This is a genomic window from Nocardiopsis quinghaiensis, assembly GCF_008638365.1.
Taxonomy (GTDB): Bacteria; Actinomycetota; Actinomycetes; order Streptosporangiales; family Streptosporangiaceae; genus Nocardiopsis; species Nocardiopsis quinghaiensis.
The window spans coordinates 155,510-182,472 of record NZ_VWVU01000001.1 but is presented as its reverse complement, the minus strand read 5'-3'; the positions used below and the strand labels follow the sequence as shown (position 1 = coordinate 182,472).

Annotated in this window: 24 protein-coding genes and 1 pseudogene; 1 reads left to right on the top strand and 24 read right to left on the bottom strand. The window is 70.6% G+C overall.

From position 1 onward, the window contains the following. Positions 1–40 precede the first annotated feature (40 nt). The 6 genes from FYX01_RS05590 to lysX form a co-directional block, all read right to left on the bottom strand. Complete coding sequence (locus FYX01_RS05590) at positions 41–2,551, bottom strand: ATP-dependent Clp protease ATP-binding subunit (RefSeq protein ID WP_150238224.1); 2,511 nt, start codon at positions 2,549–2,551, stop codon at positions 41–43. Positions 2,552–3,372: 821 nt separating this feature from the next. Next, on the bottom strand, positions 3,373–3,714 hold the full coding sequence (locus tag FYX01_RS05585) for a histone-like nucleoid-structuring protein Lsr2 (RefSeq protein WP_077693055.1): 342 nt from the start codon (positions 3,712–3,714) through the stop codon (positions 3,373–3,375). Between the two features lie 215 nt (positions 3,715–3,929). Continuing rightward, positions 3,930–4,211 (bottom strand): hypothetical protein, encoded by a 282-nt coding sequence (locus tag FYX01_RS05580; RefSeq protein ID WP_150238222.1) that lies wholly within the window; start codon positions 4,209–4,211, stop codon positions 3,930–3,932. A 435-nt stretch (positions 4,212–4,646) separates the two neighbouring features. After that, positions 4,647–5,261, bottom strand: a complete 615-nt coding sequence (locus FYX01_RS05575) for an amino-acid N-acetyltransferase (protein ID WP_150238220.1) — start codon at positions 5,259–5,261, stop codon at positions 4,647–4,649. Positions 5,262–5,464: 203 nt separating this feature from the next. Continuing rightward, on the bottom strand, positions 5,465–5,788 hold the full coding sequence (locus FYX01_RS05570) for a helix-turn-helix domain-containing protein (protein WP_150238218.1): 324 nt from the start codon (positions 5,786–5,788) through the stop codon (positions 5,465–5,467). A gap of 704 nt (positions 5,789–6,492) precedes the next feature. Then, positions 6,493–7,995, bottom strand: coding sequence for a bifunctional lysylphosphatidylglycerol synthetase/lysine--tRNA ligase LysX (gene lysX / locus FYX01_RS05565; protein ID WP_150238216.1), 1,503 nt, complete (start codon positions 7,993–7,995; stop codon positions 6,493–6,495). A 214-nt stretch (positions 7,996–8,209) separates the two neighbouring features. Between lysX and FYX01_RS05560 the strand changes: the two genes are divergently transcribed. Next, positions 8,210–9,166, top strand: a complete 957-nt coding sequence (locus tag FYX01_RS05560; protein WP_150238214.1) for a cation diffusion facilitator family transporter — start codon at positions 8,210–8,212, stop codon at positions 9,164–9,166. 49 nt (positions 9,167–9,215) lie between these two features. On the opposite strand, the gene FYX01_RS05555 is transcribed toward FYX01_RS05560, so the two are convergent. The 18 genes and pseudogenes from FYX01_RS05555 to FYX01_RS05470 form a co-directional block, all read right to left on the bottom strand. Then, positions 9,216–9,998: a type III pantothenate kinase gene (locus FYX01_RS05555; protein ID WP_150238212.1), complete on the bottom strand. Its 783-nt coding sequence runs from the start codon at positions 9,996–9,998 to the stop codon at positions 9,216–9,218. A gap of 64 nt (positions 9,999–10,062) precedes the next feature. Further along, positions 10,063–12,660: an L-aspartate oxidase gene (locus FYX01_RS05550; protein ID WP_150238210.1), complete on the bottom strand. Its 2,598-nt coding sequence runs from the start codon at positions 12,658–12,660 to the stop codon at positions 10,063–10,065. A gap of 79 nt (positions 12,661–12,739) precedes the next feature. After that, a complete protein-coding gene (panC, locus tag FYX01_RS05545) occupies positions 12,740–13,618 on the bottom strand; it encodes a pantoate--beta-alanine ligase (RefSeq protein ID WP_150238208.1) in 879 nt (292 codons plus the stop codon). Between the two features lie 62 nt (positions 13,619–13,680). Beyond that, entirely contained in the window at positions 13,681–14,565 is an 885-nt protein-coding gene (locus tag FYX01_RS05540; RefSeq protein ID WP_150238206.1) for a Rossmann-like and DUF2520 domain-containing protein, read from the bottom strand. Positions 14,566–14,767: 202 nt separating this feature from the next. Then, positions 14,768–15,010 (bottom strand): hypothetical protein, encoded by a 243-nt coding sequence (locus FYX01_RS05535; protein ID WP_150238204.1) that lies wholly within the window; start codon positions 15,008–15,010, stop codon positions 14,768–14,770. Between the two features lie 189 nt (positions 15,011–15,199). Then, on the bottom strand, positions 15,200–15,439 hold the full coding sequence (locus FYX01_RS05530; RefSeq protein WP_150238202.1) for a chaplin family protein: 240 nt from the start codon (positions 15,437–15,439) through the stop codon (positions 15,200–15,202). Between the two features lie 244 nt (positions 15,440–15,683). Beyond that, positions 15,684–17,126: a PH domain-containing protein gene (locus FYX01_RS05525; RefSeq protein WP_223830322.1), complete on the bottom strand. Its 1,443-nt coding sequence runs from the start codon at positions 17,124–17,126 to the stop codon at positions 15,684–15,686. A 276-nt stretch (positions 17,127–17,402) separates the two neighbouring features. Next, positions 17,403–17,837, bottom strand: coding sequence for a PH domain-containing protein (locus FYX01_RS05520; protein ID WP_223830335.1), 435 nt, complete (start codon positions 17,835–17,837; stop codon positions 17,403–17,405). Between the two features lie 306 nt (positions 17,838–18,143). Beyond that, positions 18,144–18,629: a DUF3180 domain-containing protein gene (locus FYX01_RS05515; RefSeq protein ID WP_190394194.1), complete on the bottom strand. Its 486-nt coding sequence runs from the start codon at positions 18,627–18,629 to the stop codon at positions 18,144–18,146. Continuing rightward, a complete protein-coding gene (folK, locus tag FYX01_RS05510; protein WP_150238199.1) occupies positions 18,629–19,168 on the bottom strand; it encodes a 2-amino-4-hydroxy-6-hydroxymethyldihydropteridine diphosphokinase in 540 nt (179 codons plus the stop codon). Before folK ends, FYX01_RS05515 begins: the two co-directional genes overlap by 1 nt. A gap of 131 nt (positions 19,169–19,299) precedes the next feature. Next, a pseudogene (gene folB, locus FYX01_RS05505) lies at positions 19,300–19,656 on the bottom strand (dihydroneopterin aldolase); the annotation flags it as partial. Continuing rightward, positions 19,649–20,098, bottom strand: coding sequence for a nuclear transport factor 2 family protein (locus FYX01_RS05500; RefSeq protein ID WP_150238195.1), 450 nt, complete (start codon positions 20,096–20,098; stop codon positions 19,649–19,651). The pseudogene folB and the gene FYX01_RS05500, both read right to left, overlap by 8 nt. Then, on the bottom strand, positions 20,095–21,000 hold the full coding sequence (gene folP, locus FYX01_RS05495; protein WP_223830321.1) for a dihydropteroate synthase: 906 nt from the start codon (positions 20,998–21,000) through the stop codon (positions 20,095–20,097). Before folP ends, FYX01_RS05500 begins: the two co-directional genes overlap by 4 nt. A 261-nt stretch (positions 21,001–21,261) precedes the next feature. Next, positions 21,262–21,828, bottom strand: coding sequence for a GTP cyclohydrolase I FolE (gene folE / locus FYX01_RS05490; RefSeq protein WP_150238684.1), 567 nt, complete (start codon positions 21,826–21,828; stop codon positions 21,262–21,264). Positions 21,829–21,860: 32 nt separating this feature from the next. Next, positions 21,861–23,864: an ATP-dependent zinc metalloprotease FtsH gene (gene ftsH, locus FYX01_RS05485; protein ID WP_150238193.1), complete on the bottom strand. Its 2,004-nt coding sequence runs from the start codon at positions 23,862–23,864 to the stop codon at positions 21,861–21,863. A 264-nt stretch (positions 23,865–24,128) separates the two neighbouring features. Next, positions 24,129–24,683: a hypoxanthine phosphoribosyltransferase gene (gene hpt / locus FYX01_RS05480; RefSeq protein ID WP_190394192.1), complete on the bottom strand. Its 555-nt coding sequence runs from the start codon at positions 24,681–24,683 to the stop codon at positions 24,129–24,131. Positions 24,684–24,822: 139 nt separating this feature from the next. After that, positions 24,823–25,809, bottom strand: a complete 987-nt coding sequence (tilS, locus tag FYX01_RS05475; protein ID WP_150238191.1) for a tRNA lysidine(34) synthetase TilS — start codon at positions 25,807–25,809, stop codon at positions 24,823–24,825. After that, on the bottom strand, positions 25,806–26,888 hold the full coding sequence (locus tag FYX01_RS05470) for a zinc-dependent metalloprotease (protein WP_150238680.1): 1,083 nt from the start codon (positions 26,886–26,888) through the stop codon (positions 25,806–25,808). Before FYX01_RS05470 ends, tilS begins: the two co-directional genes overlap by 4 nt. Positions 26,889–26,963 lie beyond the last annotated feature (75 nt).

Genomic DNA, 26,963 nt, shown 5'->3' with positions numbered 1-26,963 from the left:
GAAGGGATGCCCCCGTCTCGGACGCGGACCGGCGGAGCGGCTACTCCCGCTTGCCGGCGGCCGACTCCTCGACCTCGGGCGTGTCCGGCACCTCGGCCGGCTTCGGCACACCCTTGAAGGAGAACTTGGCTTCCTTGCCCTCGCCCTCGGCGTCGATCACGACGATCTGACCGGCCTTGAGGTCGCCGAACAGGATCTTCTCCGACAGCTGGTCCTCGATCTCGCGCTGGATCGTCCGGCGCAGCGGCCGGGCTCCCAGCACCGGGTCGAACCCGCGCTCGGCCAGGAGCTTCTTGGCCCTCGGCCGCAGCTCGATCCCCATGTCCCTCTCCTTGAGGCGGGTGTCGAGGTTGGAGATCATCAGGTCGACGATCTGGAAGATCTCGTCCTCGGTCAGCTGGTGGAAGACGATGACGTCGTCCACACGGTTGAGGAACTCGGGTCGGAAGTTGTTCTTGAGCTCTTCGCTGACCTTCGCCTTCATCCGCTCGTAGTTGGTGTTGGCGTCGTCCTCCTTGGCGAAGCCCATGGCCACGCCCTTGGAGATGTCCCGCGTACCCAGGTTGGTCGTCATGATGATGACCGTGTTCTTGAAGTCGATGTTGCGACCCTGGGCGTCGGTGAGACGTCCCTCCTCCAGGACCTGGAGCAGCGAGTTGAAGATGTCGGTGTGGGCCTTCTCGATCTCGTCGAACAGGACCACCGAGAACGGCTTGCGGCGCACCTTCTCGGTGAGCTGGCCGCCCTCCTCGTAACCGACGTATCCGGGCGGGGAGCCGAACAGCCGCGAGACCGTGTGCTTCTCCATGAACTCGGACATGTCCAGTTGGATCAGCGATTCCTCGTCCCCGAACAGGAACTCGGCCAGGGTCTTGGACAGCTCGGTCTTACCCACACCGGACGGACCGGCGAAGATGAACGAACCACCCGGACGCTTGGGGTCCTTCAACCCCGCGCGGGTACGGCGGATCGCCTGGGAGAGCGCCTTGATGGCGTCCTCCTGGCCGATGACGCGCCGGTGCAGCTCGTCCTCCATGCGCAGCAGCCGGGAGGACTCCTCCTCGGTGAGCTTGAAGACCGGGATGCCGGTGGAGGCGGCCAGGACCTCGGCGATGAGCTCCTCGTCGACCTCGGCCACGACGTCCATGTCGCCGGCCTTCCACTCCTTCTCCCGCTGCGCCTTCTTGTTGAGCAGCTGCTTCTCGTCGTCGCGCAGCGACGCCGCCTTCTCGAAGTCCTGCGCGTCGATCGCGGACTCCTTGTCGCGCCGCACCCCCGCGATCTTCTCGTCGAACTCGCGCAGGTCCGGCGGAGCGGTCATCCGGCGGATGCGCATCCGCGAGCCCGCCTCGTCGATGAGGTCGATGGCCTTGTCGGGCAGGAACCGGTCGCTGATGTAGCGGTCGGCCATCTGCGCCGCGGCCACCAGGGCCCCGTCGGTGATGGAGACCCGGTGGTGGGCCTCGTAGCGGTCGCGCAGGCCCTTGAGGATCTCGATGGCGTGCTTGATGGAGGGCTCGTCCACCTGGATGGGCTGGAAGCGCCGCTCCAGGGCGGCGTCCTTCTCCAGGTACTTGCGGTACTCGTCCAGCGTGGTCGCACCGATGGTCTGCAGTTCGCCCCGGGCCAGCATGGGCTTGAGGATGGAGGCGGCGTCTATGGCACCCTCCGCCGCGCCCGCGCCGACCAGCGTGTGCAGCTCGTCGATGAACAGGATGATGTCGCCCCGGGTGCGGATCTCCTTCAGCACCTTCTTGAGGCGCTCCTCGAAGTCACCGCGGTAGCGGCTGCCCGCCACCAGGGCACCGAGGTCCAGCGTGTACAGCTGCTTGTCCTTGAGCGTCTCGGGGATCTCACCCTTGACGATCTTCTGGGCCAGGCCCTCGACCACGGCGGTCTTGCCGACGCCGGGTTCACCGATCAGGACCGGGTTGTTCTTGGTACGCCTCGAGAGCACCTGCATGACGCGCTCGATCTCGTTGTCCCGACCGATGACCGGGTCGAGCTTGCTCTCCCGGGCAGCCTGGGTCAGGTTGCGACCGAACTGGTCCAGCACCAACGAGGTGGAGGGGGTGGACTCGGAGGAGGCCCCTGTGGCCTGCGGCTCCTTGCCCTGGTAGCCGTGCAGCAGCTGGATGACCTGCTGGCGCACGCGGTTCAGGTCGGCGCCGAGCTTGACCAGCACCTGGGCGGCGACGCCCTCGCCCTCACGGATCAGGCCGAGCAGGATGTGCTCGGTCCCGATGTAGTTGTGGCCGAGCTGAAGCGCCTCGCGCAGCGACAGCTCCAGGACCTTCTTGGCACGCGGGGTGAAGGGAATGTGCCCCGACGGCGCCTGCTGGCCCTGACCGATGATCTCCTCGACCTGCTGCCGAACCGCTTCGAGGCTGATACCAAGACTTTCCAGAGCCTTGGCGGCGACGCCCTCACCCTCGTGGATGAGGCCGAGCAGGATGTGCTCCGTACCGATGTAGTTGTGGTTGAGCATCCTGGCCTCTTCCTGGGCCAGAACCACCACTCGCCTCGCGCGGTCGGTAAACCTCTCGAACATGTCTCGTCGCTCCTCTACAGAGCGGTCAGGCAGGGACGGTTCACTCCGACCCAACTCTTCCGCATATCGGCCCCACAGGGATTAACCGCCCCGGGGAGCACTGTCGCACCCGTCCGAACGGTCGACCGGAGGCCGACCAGACGGACGTCTCCACACCGGCGGCCGAGGCCGCCCGTGCCAGAGACTTTCCCCGACGATAGGGCGTTCATCCACATCCAACTACCAATTGCCGCGTCAGATTTCCCTGTACGCCGAAGGCGAACGGCCCGGGCGCTCTCGTGGGTGAGAGTGCCCGGGCCACACGCGTGTAAGCCTTTTCGGCCCTGAGCGAACAGGGCGGCATTGTTGGGTCGGCCGGTGGGGGAAAGCATGAAATGTGCGCCCCCGGATCGGCCGGGCTCGCGGGAGGCGGTCCCGGGCCCGCGACTCTCGGGGCCGCGGGACCGGGAGCTGAGGGCCTCCGCGGGAACGGGGAACGCGTGGCGGTTCCGCCCGTGTGCTCGACCGGGCGTGCGGTCGGCGCGTGACCACGGTGTCGCGGCGGTTCGGCGGACATCCGGTTCCGCCGGGCCTCGCCGTCCGGCCCACCACGTGGGTGTGGCGGCGGAGACCCGCAAGCCGTGAGAGCCGGCCACCTCCGACATCTGTCGGGAACCCGTCCTCAGCCGATGTTCGATGGACCCGTCGTATCCCCTGGCATCCCCGTGTCACTGGGCCGCGTACGGCCCGGGATGGTCGGGTTCGGACGTCCCCCGGCGAGCTCTGATCATAATCCGATCAAGACCTGACAACATTCCGGCGGACGGGGGCCATCGGCAAACCTAACCCTTGACGGCCTCATATTCGGCGACGATCGCCGCGGGGATACGGCCGCGCTCATTGACGGGCTTGCCCGCAGCCTTCGCCCACGCGCGAATCTCGGCGCTGCGCTCACGGCTGGGAGCATTCCGGCTGGTGCCCCTGCGGCCCGTACCACGGGACGCCTTGGCCGGGGCCTTGCGGGCGGCTTCGACGAACGGAGTAAGGGCCTCGCGGAGCTTGGCGGCATTACCAGCGCTGAGGTCGATTTCGTACACGGAGCCGTCCAGACCGAACGTCACCGTCTCCTCGGCCTCGCCGCCGTCGAGGTCGTCAACCAGGAAAACCTGGACCTTCTGTGCCATGGATTCAAACCTTTCAGAAGAGCGGTGTCTCCACACCTGAATATAAAGCTATCTCGCGAGAACGCAGAAGACAATTCCCGGCGTGCCCGAAATCACCCGGATCCGGTGTCGGGTTTCGGGGCTCGCCTGAGCAGCGCGGGTCGGCGGGATGGCCCACGCACGTGTGCGGCGACTGGTCAGGACGCCGCGGAGCCCGTGATCGGTCAAGTACCGTATCAACGACCGTCGGATTCGGTGCGTTCCCCGTCTCGGACAATCGGCGTACCCTCAGCGGCCCCGGTCTCCCCGTCGGCGCCGAGGTCCTTGCCACCATCCGCGCCCGTGGCCGCCTCGTCCTTGCTGACCAGGCTTCCGTCCATCCTCCGGGGCGCCATCTCCTTGCGCAGCAGCTGGACGATGAAGGTACAGAAGACCGCGCCGACAACCACTGGCGGGATGAGCGCCGACAATACGTCGATCAGTCCGGCGGGAAGCACCGATGACAAAAAGTCACCCATCGAAGCGGTCCACCCTTCCTGGTTGTTACTTATTGCAGCAAATACCCGACTCAGTGTCGGCTCGCTCCTGGGGGATGACCGCCGGGTACCCGGGCAAACACATACCCGACATCATAGACATCGTTTGCCTCCGGTTTGACACTGGACGTACCCGGGCGGCCCCCGGCAAACCCGGTGGTGGCCAATGTCCGGTCGTGCGTTCGGCGCCCCCGTACGCCTCCGGCGGGAACACGGTCCCGGTGGGCCTGAATCGCGACCCTTCGTCACCGTCAGTTCAACGCGCGGGAGAGCCTCCCCTCGTACACGGACACATTACCCGCCCCCTTCGGCTCCCCCACCATCCGGTTGTGCATAAGCGCGTACCGCTGCGGGCACCCGTGTTGGCACTGCGGGGCTTCGTAAGGGAACCGGATCTCCGGGTACGCGCGAAAACCTTTAGGCGTGGGCGGTTCGCGTTGCCTCGTCGAGGTACACAAGCATGCGGGTGTTCCCGAGAGTGTTGGGCTTAACCCGCTCCAAGTCGAGGAATTCGGCGACTCCCTCGTCATAGGAACGCAGGAGTTCCTCGTACACACGGGAGGACACGGGCGTGCCCTGGATCTGGGCAAAGCCGTGTTTGGCGAAGAAACCGGTCTCGAATGTCAGACAGAACACACGGCGCACGCCCAACTCACGCGCTGTGTCGAGCAGTTCCGCCACGATCCGGTGCCCGACGCCGACCCCGCGCAGGGAGGGGTCGACGGCGACCGTGCGCACCTCCGCCAGGTCCTCCCAGAGCACGTGCAGGGCCCCGCAGCCCACCACACGGCGCTCCGGCTCCGGACCGGCGGCGGAGGCGTCCTGGGGGTTCCTCGCGGGGACCGGGCCCGAGGAGGGCGCGTCGGGGACGGCCTCCGCCTCGGCCACCCAGAACTCCTGGATGTCCTCGTAGAGGTTGACGGTGCTCTTGGAGAGCACGCGCCGGTCGGTGGTGTAGGTGTCGACGAGCCGGCGGATGTGGGCGACGTCGCGCGTCCTGGCTCGGCGCACGTGAACATGGCGAACGGGCATAGCCGGACCAGACTATGCCCATGCTCCGCCCCGGGGGCGCCGTGCGGGCGCGAACCGGGCCGGAGAACACGTCGGCACCCACCGGAGTCTCCGGTAGGTGCCGTGGGGTGGGGCCGCGCCCGCACCGCCCACCGGAGCGCTCTTCCTCCGGTGGGGGCCGCACGCGGCCCGTGCGGGCGGTCGTCTCCGCCCGCCGGGCCCTCTCAGATGAGCTGGCGCCGTGCGGCCCAGACGACCGCCTCGATGGGTGTGTTCACGCCGAGCACGTCGCAGATGTTGCGGATGCGGCGGCGCAGGGTCCTGGCGCTGAGTTCGAGATGCCGTGCGGCCACCTCTGTGGTGACCCCGGTGGCGATCTCGGCGAGCAGTTCGAGATCCTCGTGGTTCAGTTCCACCGGCGCGTAGGGGCTGTTCACAGCCGTTTCACGCGGGCGGGCCTGAAGGGGAACCACGTTCTCCCGGTGTTCCCTGGTCCGAAGAGCGCCCTGGTCCTCAGCGGTGCGTCGTACGAGTGTGGCCTGTTCCACTCCGTCCTCCCTCATCCATGTGAGTGCGGAACATCAACTCGTCACCTGGTGGACACGAGCACACCGGATGCGAGGGGCCACCCCTGCCAACCGGTGTGACGGAGTACGCCGCGCACCACAGATTTCCCGCGAACCCCTCTGGCACAGGGGTCGAAGGTGGGTGCACGGGTCGCAGGGCCGGTTCGCTGGGGTCTGGGACGGACAGACTCCACCGAGGGCGCACATGCGCGCGGGGCCGACGGGCCACCTCATGGCGGCCCTGGTCCCCACTCACCGTCGTTCTCGTTCCACTTCGGCAAACTCACGGGCCTCGGCCCGCCCTCAGCACGCTAGGCGGCCGAGATGATACCGTCAAGGCCCAATAAATCACCATGTGTAGTTATGTTGGTTCCTTCCGTGACAATGTTACGGAAGGGAAAATTCCTCAGCCACACTGACCTGCGTGAACAATCTCCACCAGGGAAAGTCGGCTCACGACGCCCGGTAGTCGGCGAAAACACCGGCCTGTCGCGCGGGTCACCCACCTCTGGCCGCGGGTTCGCGTCCTGTGTCCGTCCGGTGAGACGTGTTCCGTGGTCCGCCCCGTATTCCGGCCGCGAACCACGGGGCCGCCGCACGGTGGGTACGACGGCCCCGTTCTGTCTTTCGGACATCCGGATGAGCCTCTTATGTCCCCGGTAAATCCAGGGCCACAGCGATCCGGGTCAGTCCCCGGAGGGCTTCACGATCGGGAAAAGGACAGTTTCCCGAATGTTCTTCCCCGTGAAGGCCATGAGCAGACGATCGATGCCGACGCCCACTCCGCCGGTCGGCGGCATGCCGTACTCCAGCGCCCGCAGGAAGTCCTCGTCCAGCTGCATCGCCTCCGGATCGCCCTCGGCGGCCATCAGCGACTGCCGGGTGAGGCGCTCGCGCTGCTCGACCGGGTCGACCAGCTCCGAGTAACCGGTGCCCAGCTCCATACCGAAGCCGATCAGGTCCCACTTCTCGGTGAGCAGCGGGTCCTCACGGTGCTGGCGGGTGAGCGGGCTCGTCTCCACCGGGAAGTCCCGCACGAAGGTGGGCTGGACGAGCGTGTGCTCCACCAGCTCCTCGAAGAGGTGCTCGACGAGCTTGCCCTGGCCCCAGTCGGGGCTGTACTCGACGCCCCGCGTGTCGGCCAGGCGGCGGACCTCCTCGATCGGGGTCCGCGGGCCGACCTCGACGTCCAGCGCCTCGGAGACCGCGCCGTACAGGGTGACCTGCGGCCACTCCCCGCCCAGGTCGTAGGTCCGGCCGTCCCTCTCGATCACCGTGGAGCCGAACACGGCACGCGCCGCCTCCTGGACGAGCTTCCTGGTGACGTCGGCCATGACGTTGTAGTCGGCGTAGGCCTGGTAGAACTCCAGCATCGTGAACTCGGGGTTGTGCGTGGAGTCCGCGCCCTCGTTGCGGAAGTTCCGGTTGATCTCGAAGACCTTCTCCAGGCCGCCCACCACCAGCCGCTTGAGCGACAGCTCCGGAGCGATACGCAGGTACAGGTCCATGTCGTAGGCGTTGATGTGGGTGACGAACGGGCGCGCCGTGGCGCCACCGTGCACCCGCATCAGCATGGGCGTCTCGACCTCGACGAAGTCGCGGGAGTTGAGCCCCTCCCGGATCGCCCGGATGGCGGCCGACCGGCGGCGCACCATCTGCTGGGACTCGGGGTTGACGATGAGGTCGACGTAGCGCTGGCGCACCCGCGCCTCGGGGTCGGTCAGGCCCTTGTGCTTCTCCGGCAGCGGACGCAGGCACTTGGCCGTGAGAGTCCAGCCGCGCACCAGGATCGACAGCTCACCGCGGCGGGAGGTGATGACCTCGCCCTCCACGCCCACGTGGTCGCCGAGGTCGACGTCGGCCTTCCAGGCGTCCAGGCGCTCCTTGCCGACCTGGTCCAGGGAGAGCATGATCTGGACGTCGCCGGTCTCGTCGCGCAGCGTCGCGAAGCACAGCTTGCCGCCGGTGCGGTAGAGCATGACGCGGCCGGCGACGGAGACCTCCACACCCGTGTGGGTGTCCGGTTCCAGTCCCTGGTGTTTGTCTCGCACGGCTCCGATCGACGTCGTCCGCGGAAAGGTCACGGGGAAGGGGTCGGTGCCCTCCTCCCGCAGCCGGTCCAGCTTCTGTCGCCGGACCCGCATCTGTTCGGGCAGGTCGTCGTAGGTGTCGTCGTGCGCGTGGTTCACGCGCACGATCCTACCGGCGTCCCGGTGCCCGGCCGACCGGTTCACCGGCCCCACCCGGCACCGCGGGGAAACCGGAGTCGGGGGGCTCGGGATCGGTCCGGGGTGAGAGCTGTCACTAGGATTGCGCTGCCCAACAGGGCACGTATGCGCCATGTACGCCCCCGGACGGCGTTTTCCGACCAGGACGCAGTACCTACCGAGAGATGGACCACTGGTGAGTGTTGAGGGAAGCACGAAGGCCGTCGTCACGGCCCTGTGCGCGAATCTGGGAATCGCCGCGACGAAGTTCGTGGCCTACGCCCTGACCGGCTCGTCGTCGATGCTGGCCGAGTCCATCCACTCGGTCGCCGACTCCGGCAACCAGGCCCTGCTGCTCATCGGCGGCAAGCGGGCCCGCAGGGGCGCCACCGAGGAACACCCCTTCGGGTACGGCCGCGAGCGTTACGTGTACTCGTTCATGGTGGCGATCGTGCTGTTCAGCATCGGCGGCCTGTTCGCCCTCTACGAGGCCTGGCACAAGCTCTCCCACCCCGAGCCCATCACGAGCTGGCAGTGGGTGCCCGTGGCCGTGCTGCTGGTCGCGATCGCGCTGGAGTCGGCCGCCATGCGCACCGCGATCAAGGAGTCCAACGCGGTCCGCGGCAACGCGAGCTGGGTGCAGTTCATCCGCCGCTCCAAGTCCCCGGAGCTGCCCGTCATCCTGTTGGAGGACGCGGGCGCGCTGGTCGGCCTGGTGTTCGCCCTGCTCGGCGTCGGCCTGACCCTGATCACCGGCAACGGCGTGTGGGACGGCCTGGGCACCGCCGCCATCGGCGTCCTGCTGGTGGTCATCGCGATCGTGCTGGCCATCGAGGTCAAGAGCCTGCTGATCGGCGAGTCCGCGACCAGCGAGAACGTCCAGGCGATCCGCCGGGCCATCGAGTCGGTCGAGGACGTGGACGGCCTGATCCACATGCGCACCATGCATGTGGGCCCCGAGGAGCTGCTGGTGGCCGCCAAGGTCGCCGTGGACGCCCACAACGACGCGGGCCGCGTGACGCGGGCGATCAACGAGGCCGAGGACCGTATCCGCGCGGCGGTGCCCATCGCCACGCTGGTCTACATCGAGCCGGACCTGTTCCGGGCCGGCCACGCCCCGTCGGAGGCGTCCGAATCCACCACGTCCGGCTGAGCCCGGATCCGGGGCGGGGACTCCCCCGCCCCGGATCCGGTCGTCCGGGTCAGCCGACGTTGCGCGCGAAGACCAGTCGCAGGCCGATGAGGGTCAGCCACGGCTCGTGCAGGTCGACGGTCTCGCACTCGCCGACGACCGTGGAGGCGAGCCCTCCCGTGGCGACCACCGTCACGTCGTCGGGTGAGTCGGTGAGCTCGGCGACCATGCGGTCCACGATCCCGTCCACCTGGCCCGCGAAGCCGAACACGATGCCCGAGCGCAGCGCCTCGGTGGTGTTCTTGGCGATGGCCGAACGCGGCTTGACGATCTCCACCATGTGCAGTTGGGCGCCGCGCCGGGACAGGGCGTCCACGGAGATGTCGATACCCGGGGCGATGGCGCCGCCCACGTACTCCCCCTTGGCGCTGATGGCGTCGAAGGTCGTCGCGGTGCCGAAGTCCACCACCACCGCCGGGCCGCCGTAGAGGTGGGTGGCGGCCAGCGCGTTGACGATCCGGTCACTGCCCACCTCCTTGGGGTTGTCCATCCGGATCGGCACACCGGTCTTGACGCCGGGTTCGACGATCACGGCGGGGATGTCCCCGAAGTGGCGGCGGAACATGTCACGCATCTCGTGCTGTACCGACGGCACCGAGCAGCACATGGCGATCCCGTCGATCTCGCCCGGTCCGTCCAGGCTGCTGCCCTCGACGAGGCCCCTCAGCACCACGGACCACTCGTCCGCGGTCCGGCGCGTGTCGGTTCCCACCCTCCAGTGTTCGAGAAGATCGTCGGATTCGAAGAGACCGAACACCGTCTCGGAGTTACCGACGTCGATCGCGAGCAGCATGCTGGGGGCCTCATCCGTGGTCGAAGTGGTGTGTTCTCAGGGAATCTTCCACCAACCGGGGCATTCACAACAGGTCGAGTGCGATATCCAGTGCCGGACTGGAGTGGGTGAGTGCGCCGACCGCCAGGTAGTCGACCCCGGTGCGGGCCACCTCGCCCGCCACGTCCAGGGTCAGTCCGCCGGAGGACTCCAGCCGTGCACGGCCCGCGACCAGCGCGACCGCCTCACGGAGGCGCTCGACGGTGAAGTTGTCGAGCAGGATCTCCTCGGCGCCGGCGGCGATGGCGTCCTCGATCTGGTCGGTCCGGTCCACCTCGACCTCCAGGGGCAGGTCGGGGAAGCGCGCGCGGACGGCGCGGACCGCCTCGCCGACGCCCCCGGCGGCGACCACGTGGTTGTCCTTGACCAGTCCGGCGTCGCTGAGGCCGTAGCGGTGGTTGGCCCCGCCACCGCAGCGCACCGCGTACTTCTCCAGGGCGCGCAACCCGGGCCGGGTCTTGCGGCTGTCGCGGATCCGGGCGCCGGTCCCGGTCACGGCGTCCACCCAGGCGCGGGTGGCGGTGGCGATTCCGGACATGTGGGTGAGGAAGTTCAGAGCGGTCCGCTCCGCGGTGAGCAGGTCGCGGGTGCGGGCGTTGACGGTCATCAGCACGTCGCCGCGCTTGACCGCGGCGCCGTCCTCCACGGTCCGGTGCGTCTCCAGGGCGCCGTCGCAGACCAGCCAGAACACGAGCTCGGCGAACGGGAGACCGCTGACGGTACCGTCCGCACGGGCCACCACGTGCGCGGTGCGCACCTGGTCGGCGGGGATCGTGGCGACGGTGGTGACGTCGATGCCCGGACCGGCGGTGAGGTCCTCGGACAGGGCTCGGCGGACCAGGTCCACGTGGGACGCGGAGGGCGCGGTGTACGGAAGGGTGAACTCGGCGCGGGAGTCCGGATCCGCCCCCGCGCCCGAACCGGCGAGCGGAAAGGCGATGGCGTCCAGCTCCGCGACGAGCGCGGGCGGCAGGGAGGGTGTCCAGTCCTCGTCGGTGGTCACGGCGGTGTTCCCTTCCAGTCGGACGACGACGGGCCGGATCCGGGATCCGGGCCGGGGCTCGGGGTGGTCGGCGCGCTGGTGGGAGCCCCTGCTCTCGGTCCTGTGCAGTGCGGCGGCGGCCACGAGCCGGGCCACGGTGAGCAGGTTGGCGGTCTCCCAGGCGGCCACGTCGGGGGGAACGGGGGAGGCCGGGTGGGCGAGGGCGTCGAGTTCGGCGGTCAGCTCGGCCAGCCCCTCACCGGTGCGCAGTACCCCGGCGTGGCGTGACATCAGGGTACGCACCCGGACGGTGACGGCGGGGTCCGCGAGCGGTGTGACGGTCCCGGAGGCGACGCCGCGCGCGGGCCGGGGCGGGGCCGCCTCGGCCAGGCGCGCGGCGATCCGGTCCGCGTAGACCAGTCCCTCCAGCAGGGAGTTGGAGGCGAGCCGGTTGGCGCCGTGCACCCCGGTGCGGGCGACCTCGCCGACGGCCCACAGGCCGGGGACCGAGGTACGGCCGTCGATGTCGACCTCGGCGCCGCCGGAGGCGTAGTGGGCGGCGGGGGCTACGGGGATGGGCCGGGCGAGCGGGTCGACGCCGTGCTCGCGGCAGGAGGCGAGGATGGTCGGGAAGCGCCTCTCCCAGGTGGCCCGGCCGAAGTGACGGGTCTCCAGGTAGACGTGGTCGACCCCCTGCTCGGCCATGGTGCGGGCGATGGTGCGAGCCACCACGTCGCGCGGGGCCAGGTCGGCCAGTTCGTGGACGCCCTCCATGACGCGGTCGCCTTCGGCGTCCACGAGGTAGGCGCCCTCGCCGCGCAGGGCCTCGGAGACGAGGGGCTGGCGGCCGCGCGCCTCGGGGCCGAGCCAGAGCACGGTGGGGTGGAACTGGATGAACTCCAGGTCGCGCAGGCGCGCCCCGGCACGGGCTGCCAGGGCGAGGCCGTCACCGGTGGACACGGGCGGGTTGGTGGTGGCGGCGAAGATCTGCCCCATGCCCCCGGTGGCCAGGACCACGGCGGAGGTGAGGACGGCGCCGACGCCGTCGCGCGCGCCCTCGCCCATGACGTGCAGGGTGGCGCCGCTGACGGCTCCGGTGCCGGGGTCGTGCAGGGTGTCCAGGGCGACCGCGTGCTCGATGGCCTCGATGCGCTCCTCCGCGAGGACGGCGGCGACGAGGGCACGCTGGATCTCGGCGCCGGTGGCGTCGCCGCCCGCGTGCGCGACGCGGTCGGCGCGGTGGCCGCCCTCGCGGGTGAGCGCGAGGCCGCCGTCGTCGGTGCGGTCGAACTCGGCGCCCAGGTCGATGAGCCAGCGCAGGGCGTCGGGTCCCTCGGTGGCCAGGACGTTGACGGCGTGGGGGTCGGACAGGCCCGCCCCGGCCAGGTGGGTGTCGACCATGTGGGCGACGGGCCCGTCCTCGGGGGCCATGGCGGCGGCGATCCCGCCCTGGGCGTAGGCGGTGGAGCCGGTGGACAACCGGTCCTTGGTGACGAGCACGACACGGCCGCGCTCGGTGCGCTGGACATAGCGCAGCGCGGTGCTCAGGCCCGCGATGCCCGAGCCGACGACCGCGACGTCGGCCTCGACGGTCCACCCGGGTCCGGGTGCGTCGAGCCGTGTCTGGGTGGGTGTGCTCATCTGGGTTCTCTTTTCCGGGGCGCCGCAGGTGCGCGACGCGGCCGCGTCGTGAGCCGGGCGCGTCGGGGACCGGGCACGGCTACAGGGTCACCGACACGTTGTCGATGAGTCGGGTCGTGCCCACACGGGCGGCGACGGCGAGGACGGCCTCACCCTCGTGGTCCGCGGGGGCGTCGGCGAAGGTGGCGGGGTCGACCAGGGCGAGGTAGTCGAGCTCGACGGGCGGCTCGGCCCCGGCGGCCTCGTCCAGGACGTTCCGCGCGGCGGCGCGGACGGCGTCGGGGCCGTCGGCCGCGGCGCTGCGGCCCGCCGTCAGGGCACGGGACAGGGACAGGGCGCTGGCCCGCTCGGCGCCGGAGAGGTAGACGTTGCGGCTCGATGAGGCCAGGCCGTCGGGGTCGCGCAGGGTGGGCGCGCCGACGATCTCCACGGGCATGTTGAGATCGGCGACCATGCGGCGGACGAGGGCGATCTGCTGGGCGTCCTTCGCCCCGAAGACGGCGGAGTCCGGGCGGACCAGGTCGAACAGTTTGGCGACCACGGTGAGGACCCCGGTGAAGTGTCCGGGACGGGAGGCGCCTTCGAGCCGCTCGCCCATGGCGCCGGCGTCGACGGTGATCATCTGCGGGAGGGGGTACATGGTCTCGGCGGTGGGGGCGAAGACGACGTCCACGCCCTCCTCGGCGCACAGCCCGGTGTCGCCGGGCAGGTCACGCGGATAGCGGTCGAGGTCCTCGCCGGGGCCGAACTGGAGCGGGTTGACGAAGATGCTGACGACCACGGTGTCGGCCCGCTCCCGCGCCAGCCGCATGAGGCTGCGGTGGCCCCCGTGCAGGGCGCCCATGGTGGGGACGAGGGCGACGCGTCCGGCGTCGGCGAGGGCTCCGCGCAGTTCGTCGGGCGTGTGCGTGACGTGGGGGCCGCCGGTGGGCGCGGGCTGCGGTGCGGGTTCGGTCATCGGTGGTTTCCCGTGGTGGTGTTCTGGGCGCGGGCGGCGGCCGGGTACGCCGTGGACGGGCCTCAGCGGCGGAGGACGTCGAGCAGGCGTGCGGCGTCCTCGGGTTTGAGCATCCCGGCGTTGATGGCGCGGTCGGCGGTGAGCCGGGCGAGTTCGACGTAGCTGGCCACGCTCTCGGGCGCGTTCTCGCGCAACTGCTCGATGTGTCCGGCCACGGTCCCGGCGTCACCGCGCAGGACGGGCCCGCTCAGGCCGTGGATACCCAGGCGCAGGGCGTTGTCCAGCGCGGCGCTGAGCATGGGGGCGAGCACGCGGCCGGGTTCGGGGACCCCGGCGGAGGCGAGCAGGGAGGCACTGTCGGCGACCAGGGTGACCAGGTGGTTGGCGCCTCCGGCGAGGGCCGCGTGGTAGAGCGTGCGCTTGTCCTCGGGGATCCACACGGGTTCGGCGCCCATCTCGACGACGAGGGCCTCGGCGATGGGGCGCAGCTGCTCGGGTGCGGTGACGCCGAAGGCACAGCTGGCCAGACGGTCGACGTCCTCGTCGCGGCCGGTGAAGGTCATGGCGGGGTGGAGCGCGAGCGGAAGGGCTCCGATGACGGTGGCCGGGGCGAGGACACCGTAGCCGTGGGCGCCGCTGGCGTGGACGACGATCTTGCCGCGCAGATCGGTTCCGGTGGAGGCGAGGCCCTCCACGAGGTCGGGCAGGGCGTCGTCGGGGACGGTGATCAGGACGAGGTCGCTGGCCTCGGCGACCTGGGCCGGTTCGAGGACGCGTGCGGTGGGCAGGCGGTCGGTGACGCGTTCCCTGGAGGACTCGGAGACCGCGGAGGCGGCGACGACCTTGTGCCCGGCCCGGCCGAGGGCCCGGCCGAGGACGGAACCGACCCGGCCGGGGCCGATGACTCCGACCCGTAGACGGGCAGGGCGTCCCTGCGTCGTCTCCATGTACGTGCCCCCTCGTGGTGCGGTGCCTCTGGTGCGTCCGAATCCTGCCTTGACGTGACGCCTGAGCACACGATAGCCCTCCCCGACCGGTGCCCCGCCGCCCCGCCCCCGGACACGCGCGTGGGGACGGACACGGTGTGTCCGCCCCCCAGGTTCCGGCCTCCTCGGCCGCCCCCGCCCGGGGCGAAGTCCGGAGGACGCCCTAGTTCTGGATGATCACCCCGGAGTTGAAACAGGAGGCGAGGGACTTGCCCAGGACGGCGTTGGAGTTGCCGCAGCCCGTGTTCTCGTTCTGGACGCCGTTGATGTAGGCCAGGTTGTCGCTGAGGTCGGATCCGTGGTCGGAGGTCCAGGTGCCGACGTTCGCCGCCGCCGGCGCGGCGGCGAGGAGGACCCCGGCGGAGGCGAGGATCACGGCACCGGTGGCGAGCGTCTTCTTGAGCACTGCGCGTCTCCTTCTGTGTCCGGTCGGGGGGACCGCCGCCCGCCCCGACACGGCGGAGGCGCCACCCCGTCGTCACGGAATGGCGCCTCGCGCGTGGAACTCGCGGCTTCCGGGTGGTGCGGTTCGACCGGGGCGTCTCCGGCCGGCTCCCGCCGCCCGGCCCCGCCGGAGCGGTCGGTACCGCCTCCGCTAGTGCTTGACGGTGGCGCCGGAGTCGACGCAGTTGGCCCCGGCGACGCCGAGGACGGCGATGGCGTTGCCGCAGACGTTGACCGGAACGTCCAGGTTGGCGACGAGCTGGTTACCACCGAGGATCGAGCCGTTGCCGGAGGTGAAGACGTTGCTGTCGGCCATGGCCGGAGTACCGGTGAACAGGACGCCCGCGGCGGCGGCGACGATGGCACTGGCGGCGAAGGTCTTCTTCAGCATGTGTTTCTCCCGTCGGACCTGTTGGCGGGGGGTGCCAACCGGTCGATAACGTTGACGATGTGTATGACAGTGAACACTCCTCGTGTTCGGCCACCATTTAGCCATACTCAACCGTTCCGCGTGACCAGAATGCGGCAACGCTTCGCACCCATGAGCTGGCGGTATCACCTTCAGTGCGCATCCATGTCCGACATGTGAGCCATAACTGGAAGCACTTCGACCCCCCGATGTGACACATGGCACATCAGCGTCCGGGGGTGTCTCCCCGGCCCCTCGCCCGGCCCTCGGCGGGAGTGTCGAATGTGTCGGTCCTCCCGGTTTCCGACTCCCCCGGTTCCGGACCCCCGTGTTCGGCGTCCGGGAACCCCGCCTCCGCGAACCGCGGCCGCCGTGGCTCCCCCGGGCGGGTCTCGGACGGGTCGGAGGCGGGTTCAGCAGCCCCGGGCCGCCGGGTCAGGGTCGACCGGGTCGCCCAGCGCTCGGTACCCGCGGAGGGCACCCGGGCCCGGCGCCCGTACTCCACCAGCGCGTCCAGGAAGCGGCGCGCCTCCTCCGCCTCACGACCGGACGCCTTCGCGCGTACCGGCCCCGGAGGCGTGTCCACGTCCACCGCCATCCGGCCGGTGAAACGGGACAGCGGCCCCGCCACCAGGCGTACGGCCTGCACACGCTCCACCGGCACGATCTCCGTCACCAGGCAGAACAGGCCGCGGGTGCTGACGAACAGGCGCTCGTCCACGCCCACCATGCTCGGCACCGGGCTGTGGTTGGGCACCAGCGGCACATACGCCGCCTCGCTCTCCGGGAAGAGCTCGTTGACCAGCGCGAAGGCCCTGCGGCGCGGCGCGACGGGCAGCAGCGTGGCCGATTCGCCCTGGCGGGCGCCCGCGTACCCCGCGACGTTCGCCTCGACACGTGCCACGCCCAGGGCGCGCCAGAGCAGGGGCTCGACCACGCGCACGGCCTGCACACGACCCGGCGGGACCGTCTGCATGCGCCGCTGGAACATGCCGTAGCGCAGCCGCAGGCCGTCGGAGGACAGGGAGGCGTAGTAGTCGGTGTAGCGGGCCAGCGGGCCCCAGAAGTAGCGCAGCAGCCCCAGCGTGAGCGGCAGGACCGCGCCGATCACGCCGTACTCGGTGAAGACCGCGCCGGCCGTGGCGAGCATGAGCAACAGGATGAAGGACAGCAGGACCGGCACGCGGAAGGTGAGCGCTCCGAGCAGCAGCAGGAACGGCAGCCGGTAGAACGGCCACTCCGGGGCCTCGGGCGAGCGCCCGGGGAGCCCGGCGGCGTGCGCGAGGACGGCCACCCGCATACGTTCGGCCAGGTTCCGGGGCAGGCAGCGCAACCGGATGTCGCTCCCGTCGCCGCCCGCCATCTCGATGTGGAGCTCGGCCATGCCGAACACCTGCATGAGCAGGGGCCGGACCACGTCCACCGCCTGCAGACGGCTGAGCGGGACCTCGCGCGAGCTGCGCATGACGAGACCGCTGTGGACCACCAGGTGGTCCTCGCGCAGGCCGAAGGTGCCGTACCACCAGGCGGGCAGGGCGTAGGCGAGGGTGCCGAAGGCGACGGCCACCGTCATCATCACCACCCAGCCGATGCCGAAGGTGTTGAGGATCGGGCCGATCAGCGCCACGAACACCAGGGTCACCGCCGTGACCTGGAATGGGATGATCATCCAGTGGGGTCGGTACACACCCGTGGTGACGTCGTCCTCGCGCCGGGGGTGCGAGACGGGCGGCGGCCGCCACCCGACGGACGGGGGCAGGAGCGTGGGCGCCCGCGGAGGCGGTCCCGGAAACCCTGGCGGCCCCGGGGGTCCCGTAGGCGCCGAGGGGGCTCCCGTCGGCAGCTGCTGTGCGCCATGGCCGCCCGGTGGTGGGCCGGGTTGGCGCGGGTGTCCGGGCCACGGTTGTCCGTGGGGTTCCTGTGGCGGGTGAGCTGGTCCGTGCACTTACAACCCCGTCGAGAAGCTCTCGCTGCGCGCCGCGAGCCGGTCACGCATCTGGACGGCCTCGGTCAGCGGAAGTCCCACCACCCGGGTGTCGGCGGTGCTGGCGGCGGTGCGCACCCGCACGGTGGCGATCCCCAGAGCCTGTTCGAGGAGGTCGGCGGTGACGTCCACGACCTGCATGCGGCCGTAGGGGATGACCACGAGCTGCCGGACGAACACCCCGTAGGCGAGGTAGAGCTCCTCCTCGGCCTCCGCATATCCCCACGACCGGCGGAAGAGCCCGGACAGGACCCAGCCCACGACGAAGGCCAGCAGGACGAGCCCCGTCCAGACGGCGGTCAGGGGCCAGGAGGTCCACAAGAACAGCAGAGGAGCTCCCACTCCGCCGGAGACCAGGCACAGGGCGCCCACCACGATCCTGCGGTACCAGGCCAGGGCGGGCGCGACACGGCTCCAGGAGGTGTTCGCGGGCGGTGCGAACGCGGCGTCGAGCGGCCGCGTCCGCCCCTCTGGCAGGGTCCGCCCGTCCGACTGGTCCCGCCCCTCCTGTGGGGCGGGACTCGGCGACGGTGTCGGGTCACTGGTCTCCACGGAGCCAGTCAACCATCCGCGGGCAAGCGTTCGGCGGAGCGGCTCGGCGTGGAGCCGAAGTCGGACGAAAGATTGCTTTCCCGCTCCTTTCCGGCGCCCCGCGGTCACGACACCGGTGGAGTCGACGGAACCGGGGAGGACGGCGGGGAACTAGGTGACGCCGGGTGGGTCGTCGCCGTCCTCGTCGTCGGGGATCCGGCAGGCGTACTCCAGGTAGAGGGCCGCGGCGAGCAGCAGCCCCGCCGACAGCGCCGTACCCAGCGCGGTGAGGAAGACCCTCCAGTGGGTGGGCAGCACCAGCGTGTCCGACACCGACAGCGCCATCCCCGCGAAGAAGCCCATCATCAGCGAGGCGAACAGCGCGCTGGCCTTGGCCAGGGCGACCAGCCGGGCGGCGCTGAGCGGCTGTATCGGCTCGGTGCCCGGGTCCCGCCGGATACGCCGCCGGGTCCGCCCCGCCGTGTAGCCCTCCGCCAGCGCGAGCAGCAGCAGGGTCGGGATCGCCGACCACGGCAGCGGCGGCAGTCCCGACAGGGAGTTGGTGAGCAGTACCCCCAGGAGACCGCCGGCCACCGCCAGCAGCGCGGGGACCCGCCACCCGGTGAGGTGCATCCTCCGCTCGTCGTCCTCCGGCATCAGCGCCCGTTCTCCTCGCCCGGCAGTCGCAGCCGCAGGTCCGCGCGCCGACGCAACCGCTGCTCACCCCCGCCGTCCTCCGCCGTCACCGCCGCCAGCAGGTCGGCGGCCGGGCCGCGGCCGGGCAGTTCCGCGCCCGGATCGGTGTCCAGCCACGGCCGGAGCACGAACGCCCGCAGGTGCGCGCGCGGGTGCGGCAGGGTCAGCTCCGGGTCGTCGTCGCGCACCTCCCCGAACGCGATGACGTCCACGTCCAGCGTGCGCGGCCCCCACCGGACCTCCCGGACCCGGTCGAGGGCCCGCTCGGCGGCCCGGGCCCGCTCCAGCAGGGCCCGGGGTCCGCCGTCGGTGTCCACGACGAGGACCGCGTTGAGGAAGGCACCCTGCTCGGGTCCGCCCACGGGCGCGGTCTCGTAGACGGGGGACACCGCCACCGGGACCGGCGCGTCCGCGCCGCCCAGCAGCGTGTCCACCGCACTCTGGAGGGCCGCCATCCGGTCCCCGAGGTTCGACCCCAGGGAGAGCACGGCACGGGTCACGTCCGCACCCGCCGTTCGCCCCGGCCCCCGGGTTCCGGCCCCGGGGGGTCCCCCGGCCCCCCGGGGTCCCTGGGGTCACCGAGGTCGCCGGGTTCCCGCCGGGTCCGCGTTCCGCCTCCCCGGGGCTCCGACCGGTCCCGGGTGACGGTGACCGACACGTCCGCGAACTCGTGTCCGATGGGCGCCGACGGCTTGTGCACCGTCACCTCCGCCCGTTCGACCAGGGGCTCGGCCAGGCACTCCGCGGCCAGCCGCTCGGCGAGGGTCTCGATCAGGTTGACCGGCTCCCCCGCCACGATCGCGGCCAGCCGGTCGGCGAGCAGACCGTAGTGCACGGTGTCGCCCACGTCGTCGGAGGCCGCTGCCGGGACGGTGTCCAGGTGGAGCACCGCGTCGACGACGAAGTCCTGGCCCTCCCTGCGCTCGAAGTCGAACACGCCGTGGTGGCCGCAGGCCCGGAGCCCGCGGAGCGCCACGCGGTCACGCATCCTCGGCCTCTCCCTCGTCGTCCTCCTCCATCAGCACCGGCGAGGCGTGGTGCGACCACAGCCGCCACCCCTGGTCGGTGTCCACGAACAGGTTGGTGGTCACCACCTGTCCGCCCGCGACGAAGCCGGGGCTGTCCTCCTCCGCGGTCAGCACGTTCTCCTCGCACGTCACCATGGCGATGTCGCCGCCGACCCCGATGTGGGTCTCGGTGAGCACGTACTGGATGTAGGTGACGTTGGCCATGATCAGCGACCAGGCGCGCATGATCTCGGTGCGCCCGCGCAGAAGCGGCCAGCCGGGGTTCACGCACACCAGGTCGGGTGCCTCGTGCTCCTCCGCCCACACGCTGCGCATCAGGTCGATGTCGCCGTTCTCGATGGCGCTGTAGAACTGCGCGTTGGACTCCGCCACGCGCTCCATGACCTCCTGGCGGGACTTCACAGGCCGCTCCGGTCCATCGGCTCGGCACGTCCCTCGTCCAGGCTCGCTCCCCCGTCGTCCCAGGCCGCGGCCACACGCACGGCGTCGGCGTTGGGACGCACGTCGTGGACCCTCACGGCCCACGCCCCCCGGTCGGCGGCCAGGGTGGTGACGGCCGCGGTGGCCGCGTCGCACCCGGTGAACGGGCGGTCCTCGCCCTCGGGGTCACCGAGTAGACGACTCAGGAAACGCTTGCGCGACCCGGCCACCAGCACCGGGCGGCCGAGTTCGTGGAAGCGTTCGAGGTGGTGGAGGAGTGCCCAGTTGTGGGCCTGCTCGGGGCGCTTGGAGAATCCCAGCCCGGGGTCCAGAACGATCTGGCCGGGGTCGACACCTGCGCTGATCATGGCCTCCATACGGTCGCGGAGCTCATCGAGGACCTCCTGGACGACATCCGTGTACACGGCACGGCTCTGCATGTCATGACTATGCCCACGCCAGTGCATCAACACGTAGGCAACGCCGGAAGAAGCCACGAGTCGTGCCATGGCGGGGTCGGCCATCCCGCCGCTGACGTCGTTGACGAGGACGGCCCCGGCCTCCACGGCCCTCTCCGCCACCTCGGCGCGCATGGTGTCCACACTGACGGTGGCACCGCGCGCCGCGAGTTCGCGCACGACGGGTCCGACCCGGCGTAGCTCCTCCTCGGCGGAGACGCGCTGAGCTCCGGGACGGGTGGACTCACCGCCCACGTCGATGATGTCGGCGCCCTCCTCGACCAGGCTCACCCCGTGTTCGACCGCCCTGTCGGGGTCGAACCAGGCGCCACCGTCGGAGAAGGAGTCGGGGGTGACGTTGACGACCCCCATGACCAGGCACCGCCCGAGGTCGGGCAGGCCTGGAAGTGTGTGTTTCGGCCCCATGAGGATCACCCTACGCGTACGCCGAGGGGCGGGGAGCGCTGTCCCCCTCCCCTTCCCGCACCGTGTGCGCCCGAGCGGACGGCCCGCCCCAGGGGGTGAGGGGAGCGGGGTTCTCCGGCGGCCGCCCGGGCCGGAGAGGGGTGGGGCGTCCAGCGGCGAGCCACAGCCGCCGGCCCCCTCCTCAGGGGCCGGCCGCAACGGTCAGCCCCACGGGTGCCTGGCTGGGCCCCCTGCACGCCCGCGCCGCCCCGTCGGCGTCCCCTACCGGCGGTCCAGGATCAGGCTCATCGCCTCGGAACGGGTCCGGTCGCTGCTGCGGAAGATCCCCCGCACCGCGGAGGTGACGGTCTTGGCACCGGGCTTGCGCACCCCGCGCATGGTCATGCACAGGTGTTCGGCCTCGACCACGACGATCACGCCGCGCGGCTGGAGGTGGTCCATGATCGCGTCGGACACCTGCCCGGTGAGCCGCTCCTGCACCTGCGGTCGGCGCGCGTACACGTCCACCAGTCGGGCGAGCTTGCTCAGGCCGGTGATGCGCCCGTCGGCGCCGGGGATGTAGCCCACGTGCGCCACCCCGTAGAACGGCACCAGGTGGTGCTCGCACGTGGAGTAGAGCTCGATGTCCTTGACCAGGACCATCTCCTCGTGGTCCGCCTCGAACACCGTGGTGAGCACGTCACCGGGCTTTTGGCCCAGTCCCGCGAACTGCTCCTCGTAGGCCCTGGCGACCCGCTCGGGGGTCTTGACCAGGCCGTTGCGGTCGGGATCCTCGCCGATGGCGATCAGGATCTCGCGGACGGCCCGTTCGATGCGCGGCCGGTCCACGGGTCTGGGCAGTAGCTGTCCGTCCTCGCTGCTCAAGACTCGCCTCCCTCGGCGCTGGAGGACGGTCCGGGCAGCTGTCCGCTGGTGGCGGAGGACGGGAACTCGGCGCCGTTGAGCCTGGCCAGCTCCTTCTTCGACCGCACCGGCGGCCGCTCGGAGGGCTGGCGCTTGCCGTAGCCGGTGTAGGAGCCCCGGTTCGGGCGCTTGCGCACGGGCTCGAAGATCTCCAGCACCTGGCTCTTGCTCAGGGTCTCCTTCTCCAGCAGAGCCACGACCAGGTTGTCCAGGACGTTCCGGTACTCGACGAGGACCTCGTAGGCCTCGTCGTGCGCGGACTCGATGAGGCGGCGCACCTCCTCGTCGATGATGGAGGCGATCTCCTCGGAGTACTCGCGGGCGTGCGACATCTCCCGGCCCAGGAACGGCTCGGTGTTGGAGGAACCGAACTTGCGGGCGCCCAGGCGCTCGCTCATGCCGTACTCGGTGACCATGTTGCGGGCCAGCGCGGTGGCCTTGTCGATGTCGTTGCCCGCACCGGTGGTGGGCTCGTGGAAGACGAGCTCCTCCGCGGCACGGCCGCCGAGCATCATGGCGAGCTGGTCCATCATCTGCGAGCGGGACGTGAGGAACTTGTCCTCGGTCGGCACCGACATCGTGTAGCCGAGGGCGCGGCCGCGCGGCAGGATGGTGATCTTGTGCACCGGGTCGGAGTTGGGCAGCGCGTGGCCCACCAGGGCGTGGCCGCCCTCGTGGTAGGCGATGACCTTCTTCTCCTGGTCGGACATCACACGGGTCTTGCGCTCGGGGCCGGCCATGACCCGCTCGATGGCCTCCTCCAGGACGGCGTGGGTGATGACCTTGTTGTCGGCGCGGGCGGACAGGAGCGCGCCCTCGTTGATGACGTTGGCGAGGTCGGCACCGGTCATCCCGGCGGTCTGACGGGCGATGACGTTGAAGTCGACGTCGTCGGCCATGGGCTTGCCCTTGGCGTGGACCTTGAGGATGTCGCGGCGGCCGTCCATGTCGGGGCGGTCCACGACGATCTGCCGGTCGAAGCGGCCGGGGCGCAGCAGCGCCGGGTCGAGGATGTCGGGCCGGTTGGTGGCGGCGATGAGGATGACGCCGCCCTTGACGTCGAAGCCGTCCATCTCGACCAGCATCTGGTTGAGGGTCTGCTCGCGCTCGTCGTGCCCGCCGCCCATACCGGCGCCGCGGTGGCGGCCGACGGCGTCGATCTCGTCGATGAAGATGATCGCGGGCGCGTTGGCCTTGGCCTGCTCGAACAGGTCGCGCACACGGGAGGCGCCGACGCCGACGAACATCTCGACGAAGTCCGAGCCGGAGATGGAGTAGAACGGGACCTCGGCCTCGCCGGCGACGGCGCGGGCCAGCAGGGTCTTACCCGTACCGGGCGGGCCCATCAGGAGCACGCCCTTGGGGATCTTGGCCCCCATCGCCTGGAACTTGGCCGGGTTCTGCAGGAACTCCTTGATCTCGTGGAGCTCCTCGATGGCCTCGTCGGCTCCGGCGACGTCGGTGAAGGTGTTCTTGGGCGTGTCCTTGGTGATGAGCTTGGCCTTGGACTTGCCGAAGTTCATCACACGCGAACCGCCGCCCTGCATCTGGCTGAAGATGAACCAGAAGATGACGATGATGATGATCAGCGGCAGCAGGCTGAACAGGGCCGTGGTCCAGATGGGCGTGGTGGCGACCGAGACCTCGTAGGACTCGAGGTCGGTGTTCTCGCTGTCCAGGGAGCTCTGGAGCATCTCCGCCAGCTGCAGGCCCTGGCCCTCGACCCAGTACGCCTCGTAGATCTCGTCGTCGACCGTGGTCAGCACGATGCGCTGGTCGCGGTCGATGATCTCGGCGTTGTCCACCTGGTCCTGCTCGATGAGCTGGTGGACCTCCGAGATGTCGGCCTCCTCGGGCTGGGGGCCGCCACCGACGTCGAACACGCGGAAACCGATGATGAGCATGAGGCCGACGGCCAGGATCCATATCCACGGGCCGCGGAAAAAGCGCTTCAGATTCATGTGAGCGAAACCCTGTCGGGTCCGTCCCTCCTGACCAGGCCGCCCGCCTCAGAGGACTTTCCGAAGCAGGACCTAACGGACACGTGGCTCCCCGCGATATGCCGGGATATCCGACGGTACACCTCGCCCCGCCGGGCGGGTGTACCGCGCGGGAACGGACGGGGGCCGTCATGGGAGCAACGATCGCGCACCGCCGTGTTGTTCCCGGTACGGGCCCCGCCCGTTCCCCTGCGGCCCCGCGGGGCCGCACCCGGCACTCGGGGGTCAGTTCTCGTAGACGTGCGGTGCGAGTGTGCCGATGAACGGCAGGTTGCGGTACTTCTCGGCGTAGTCGAGGCCGTAGCCGATGATGAACTCGTTGGGCAGGTCGAAGCCGATGTACTTGACGTCGAGGTCGACGTCGAAGGCCAGCGGCTTGCGCACCATGGTGCAGACCTCCACCGAGTTGGGACCGCGCGACCTCAGGTTGCCGATCAGCCAGGACAGGGTGAGGCCGGAGTCGATGACGTCCTCGACGATCAGGACGTCACGGTCCTTGATGTCGGTCTCCAGGTCCTTGAGGATGCGGACCACCCCGGAGGAGGTGGTTCCGGCCCCGTAGGAGGAGACGGCCATCCAGTCCATGGAGACGGGCGTGTGCAGCACGCGTGCGAGGTCGGCCATGACCATGACCGCGCCCTTCAGCACTCCGACGATGAGCAGGTCCTTGCCCGCGTAGTCCGCGTCGATCCGCGCGCCCATCTCCTCCAGGCGCGTCCTGATCTCTTCCTCGGTGACCAGGACCTTCTCCAGGTCCTGTCCCATGTCCTTAGCGTCCACGCTCATGTCCTCGCTGCTGGGTTCCCCGCTTGCGGCAACCAGGATAAACGTGCTGAACGCGGCGGCGTCGCGGGGCCGGAGCCCCTCCTCCCGGAACGGCGCGTCCGCGGACCGGAACACGCGTACGTGCGCGGACGCGTCACCCGAACCGGATCAGGTCCGCGACCCGGCGGCCGCGTACGCCGCCGGGCAGGTCGATGTGAGCTTGGCCACGCCACTCGGTGACCAGTCGGTCCAGCTCGTGCACGTGCCGGGCGGTCAGCGCGCTGGCCGGACAGCCAGCGGCCAGCGCGGCGCGGCGCAGCACCCGGGTGCGCAGGGAGGCGGGGGCCGCCTCCAGCGGTGCCACCGCCAGCGCCGGTCCGCCCGGGGCGCCGGGCGCCTCCCCGCCCGCCTCGGTGTACAGCTCACCGGCGAGCAGGTCCAGGGTGTCGGCGTCCGCGCGCAGCATCCCGGCCGTGCGGGCGAGGGCCGCGGCGATCCCGGGCCCCAGCGCCCGTTCCAGGGCGGGCAGCGCCTGGTGGCGCACCCGGGAGCGGGCGAAGCGGGGGTCGAGGTTGTGCGGGTCCTCCCAGGCGCGCAGCCCCATCCGGTCGCAGGCCTCGCGCACGGTGGCGCGGTCCAGGTCGAGCAGGGGGCGCAGGTAGTGGCCGGCGCGCGGGGCCATCCCCGCCAGGGAACGGGCGCCCGAGCCCCGGGCCAGGCCCAGCAGGACCGTCTCGGCCTGGTCGTCGAGGGTGTGGCCGAGCAGGACCACCGCCGGGGCGTGGCCGGCGACCGCTTCGTCCAGCGCCTCGTAGCGGGCCCGTCGGGCGGCGGCCTCGGGGCCGCCCCGTCCGGTGACCTCCACGGTGTGGACCAGGACCGGGTGGAGGCCGAGTCCGTGCAGGACCTTGGCCACCGACTCGGCGTGCTCGCCCGAACCCTCCTGGAGCCCGTGGTCGACGGTGACAGCCCCGGCGCTCCGGCCCGCGCGCGGCGCCTCGAAGGCCACCGCCCCGGCCAGGGCCAGGGAGTCGGCGCCGCCGCTGCACGCCACCAGCGCCGTGGCGTCGGCGGGCAGGGCGGACAGCGCCCGCCGCACCGCCGACCGCACGGCCGCCACGGCGGGGGGCGGACCGCTCACTCGGTGATGGCGGCCGGGCGCACGACCCGGTCGACCCAGGCGGTGGGGTCGCGGATCTCCGTCAGGGTCGGCAGGGTCTCGCGCGAGGTCCATACCTTGTTGAACTCGGTCATACCGACCTCGGCCACGACCGCGCGGACGAAGGCGGCCCCCTCCTCGTACTGGCGCATCTTCATGTCCATGCCGAGCAGCTGGCGCATGATCCGGTCGACCGGGTTGACCGACTCGCGGCGCTTCTGGAAGCGGGCGCGGATGGTGGCGACCGTGGGCACCACCTCGGGTCCGACCGCGTCCATGACGAAGTCGCCGTGGCCCTCGGCGAGGCTCATGACCGCGGTGACCCGGTCCATGATCTCCCGCTGCTCCGGGCTCTGGATGGCGGTGATGAGGTTACCCTCGCCGTTGCCGCGGACGGCGTCGGCGACGGCCTCACCCGCGGACCGCAGCCTGCTGACGAGGTCGGCGGCGTCCATCTCCGACGACAGCAGCAGCTCCTGCATGAGCTCCTGGACGTAGCCGCGCAGCCACGGCGTGGCCGTGAACTGCACGCGGTGGGTCTCCTCGTGCAGGCACACCCACAGGCGGAAGTCCCGGGAGTCGACGTCCATCTCGCGTTCGGTGTTGACGATGTTGGGCGCCACCAGGGTCATACGTCCGGTCGGCAGGCTGCCGTCGGGATCCGGTGGCAGGAAGAGCTCGTACTGGCCGAGGACCTTCCCCGCCAGGTAGGACAGCACCGCTCCGAGCTGCATCCCGGTGATCCGGGAGCCGACCGCGCTGGTCAGGGTCGCGGACGGGCCGTTGCTCGGCCGATCGGCACCCATCTGTTCGAGTACGGGTTCGATGACCACTCGAAACCCGTCGACGTTGGCTCGGATCCAGCCGGGGCGGTCCACGACGACCGCGGGGCCCGCTGGTTCGAGGGGGTTCATTCCGGTGAATTCGCGCACGTGCCCGGCCGCCACGGTGGAGAGCTCGCGCAACTGCACCACGGCCTGCCGTGCGTCGGACAGGTCCACCTGCGGCCCAGGGCGCACGAGGCGAACGCCGGTGTTGACGGCTACGTCCCAGTCGATCACAGTCACACCGTCACCCTACCCACGCTGTGCCGGGGAGCACGGGGATCAGGGACGCAATTCCGGGTACCGCCCGGG

Excerpts from the sequence above, each read along its gene's own strand:
- FYX01_RS05530 (WP_150238202.1), bottom strand. The coding sequence starts at position 15,439 with ATGCTGAAGAAGACCTTCGCCGCCAGTGCCATCGTCGCCGCCGCCGCG.
- FYX01_RS05590 (WP_150238224.1), bottom strand. The coding sequence starts at position 2,551 with ATGTTCGAGAGGTTTACCGACCGCGCGAGGCGAGTGGTGGTTCTGGCC.
- FYX01_RS05585 (WP_077693055.1), bottom strand. The coding sequence starts at position 3,714 with ATGGCACAGAAGGTCCAGGTTTTCCTGGTTGACGACCTCGACGGCGGC.
- folP (WP_223830321.1), bottom strand. The coding sequence starts at position 21,000 with ATGGGGCCGAAACACACACTTCCAGGCCTGCCCGACCTCGGGCGGTGC.
- FYX01_RS05525 (WP_223830322.1), bottom strand. The coding sequence starts at position 17,126 with ATGATCATCCCATTCCAGGTCACGGCGGTGACCCTGGTGTTCGTGGCG.
- FYX01_RS05540 (WP_150238206.1), bottom strand. The coding sequence starts at position 14,565 with ATGGAGACGACGCAGGGACGCCCTGCCCGTCTACGGGTCGGAGTCATC.
- FYX01_RS05575 (WP_150238220.1), bottom strand. The coding sequence starts at position 5,261 with ATGCCCGTTCGCCATGTTCACGTGCGCCGAGCCAGGACGCGCGACGTC.
- FYX01_RS05580 (WP_150238222.1), bottom strand. The coding sequence starts at position 4,211 with ATGGGTGACTTTTTGTCATCGGTGCTTCCCGCCGGACTGATCGACGTA.
- panC (WP_150238208.1), bottom strand. The coding sequence starts at position 13,618 with ATGACCGAACCCGCACCGCAGCCCGCGCCCACCGGCGGCCCCCACGTC.
- FYX01_RS05550 (WP_150238210.1), bottom strand. The coding sequence starts at position 12,660 with ATGAGCACACCCACCCAGACACGGCTCGACGCACCCGGACCCGGGTGG.
- FYX01_RS05555 (WP_150238212.1), bottom strand. The coding sequence starts at position 9,998 with ATGCTGCTCGCGATCGACGTCGGTAACTCCGAGACGGTGTTCGGTCTC.
- ftsH (WP_150238193.1), bottom strand. The coding sequence starts at position 23,864 with ATGAATCTGAAGCGCTTTTTCCGCGGCCCGTGGATATGGATCCTGGCC.
- FYX01_RS05515 (WP_190394194.1), bottom strand. The coding sequence starts at position 18,629 with ATGCCGGAGGACGACGAGCGGAGGATGCACCTCACCGGGTGGCGGGTC.